Annotated in this window: 3 protein-coding genes; 1 reads left to right on the plus strand and 2 read right to left on the minus strand. The window is 63.1% G+C overall.

The features are described 5' to 3' along the window. Positions 1-120: 120 nt before the first annotated feature. Together Q7A36_RS39710 and Q7A36_RS39715 are read right to left on the minus strand one after the other, a co-directional pair. The gene (locus tag Q7A36_RS39710; RefSeq protein WP_305109306.1) at positions 121-399 is read right to left on the minus strand and encodes a hypothetical protein; all 279 of its coding nucleotides are present in this window, start codon (positions 397-399) and stop codon (positions 121-123) included. A gap of 73 nt (positions 400-472) precedes the next feature. After that, positions 473-637 carry a hypothetical protein gene (locus Q7A36_RS39715; protein ID WP_305109307.1) on the minus strand — a complete coding sequence of 55 codons (165 nt, stop codon included), beginning with the start codon at positions 635-637 and terminating at the stop codon, positions 473-475. Between the two features lie 180 nt (positions 638-817). Between Q7A36_RS39715 and Q7A36_RS39720 the strand changes: the two genes are divergently transcribed. Continuing rightward, on the plus strand, positions 818-1,372 hold the full coding sequence (locus Q7A36_RS39720; RefSeq protein WP_370655807.1) for an NUDIX domain-containing protein: 555 nt from the start codon (positions 818-820) through the stop codon (positions 1,370-1,372). The last annotated feature ends 152 nt before the right edge of the window (positions 1,373-1,524 follow it).

Below are 1,524 nucleotides of genomic sequence, written 5' to 3' on the forward strand. Positions count from 1 at the left end.
GCGGTTTTGAGCGGCAGCGGGAAGCTGGTTAGACTTCATTGGGGAGCCGGGAGGGGCCTGCCCGCTGTCACCAACCGTGGGTACAGGCCGGGGTCAGAAGGCCCCCTCCTCTATGGCCGGCTAGATCGGCCGCCTCTCAGCGTAGTGCGTCATAGCCTCGATCAAGGCGTCCCGCCCCATCAGCACGGTGCCGTCGGCTGCGGTGATGTATTCTGGATCGGTCGTAAGATCCGTCCAGAGCTCGAAGGCTTCTGCAACCGCAGCGTCGACGCTCTCGTATTCGCTCGTCAGGGAGGTTAGTCGATACCGAAAGTGCAGTACGACTCTGGTTGCTAGCGGGGCCTCGCGTCGCATGGCGCGTGCGATAGCGCTGAAGTCGTTGGCGATGAAGTCCGGCACCGGTTGTCTCCTCCGGGCAGAACGATACATATTCGTAGCATGCGGTGGCCAGTAGATTGGCTCCTCTCCCTGTTCACCCTTGCGGGCGCTTCGCTGTCCGTCGCGTCTCCGCGTTGACCATTACCCGCGCTGTCTCTTCGTCATCCTCCTCCATCTCGAATTCGCGCGCCATCGCGCGGAGAACGATTTCGGCCAGGACGTCAGTGAGGTCTAGCCGGATCTCGGCGGGTTCGGTCATGTCGGGATCATCCATTGCGGTTTGAGCGCCAGCGGGAAGGTGGGTAGCCTGCTCTGGGGGAGCCGGAAGGGGCCCGGTTCGCGGTGCGTGGGCCCCGCCGTGCGGCGGGCCGGGACTGGATGGTCCCCTCCTTCAACGTGACGCAGAGTGACAGGCGTTTGGCGCGAGGGGACGGATACCGTGACGGACGAGAATGCCGATATTGAGACCATCGGAAGCCGTGTTGCCTATGAGAACCGATGGATGCGGGTCCGCGAGGACGTCATCCGTAGACGTGACGGCTCGGAAGGCATCTATGGCGTGGTCGAGAAGCCGGATTTCGTCGTCATCGTCCCCGTAGAGGGTGACGGTCGCCTGCATCTCGTTCAGCAGTTCCGTTACCCCGTGCGCGCTCGCCATTGGGAGTTTCCGCAAGGCTCCTGGGAAGCAGCCCCGGAGGTGGACCCGCTTGAGGTTGCTCGGGGAGAACTGCAGGAGGAGACCGGCCTGATTGCAGGAGAGATGTCATACGCGGGGCGCCTGTTTCAGGGCTATGGCTACTCGACCCAGGGGTACCACGTCTTCCTGGCCAGCAGTCTGAGCCACGGCCAAGCAAGCCGGGAGTTGGAGGAGCAGGATCTCGTGGCACGTACCTTCGCTGTTGCGGAGGTCGAGCGGATGATCCGCGATGGTGAGATCATGGATGCGACGACGGTAGCCGCGCTTGGTTTGCTACGGCTCAAAGGACTGCTTTGAGGGGTTGGGTGGGTTGACCAGCGCAGCCGATGACGGGCTGACCTGTTCGGACGGGCGAACGCGTGGTCATCAGCGCGGTTTTAGCGACGGCGCAAGGGGCGACAGTACAGGCTGTGAGCGCGTGGTTATGCGTCCTCTTCGTCGTCCTCATC

The organism is Paracraurococcus lichenis (assembly GCF_030657435.1).
Taxonomy (GTDB): Bacteria; Pseudomonadota; Alphaproteobacteria; order Acetobacterales; family Acetobacteraceae; genus Paracraurococcus; species Paracraurococcus lichenis.

Excerpts from the sequence above, each read along its gene's own strand:
- Q7A36_RS39715 (WP_305109307.1), bottom strand. The coding sequence starts at position 637 with ATGACCGAACCCGCCGAGATCCGGCTAGACCTCACTGACGTCCTGGCC.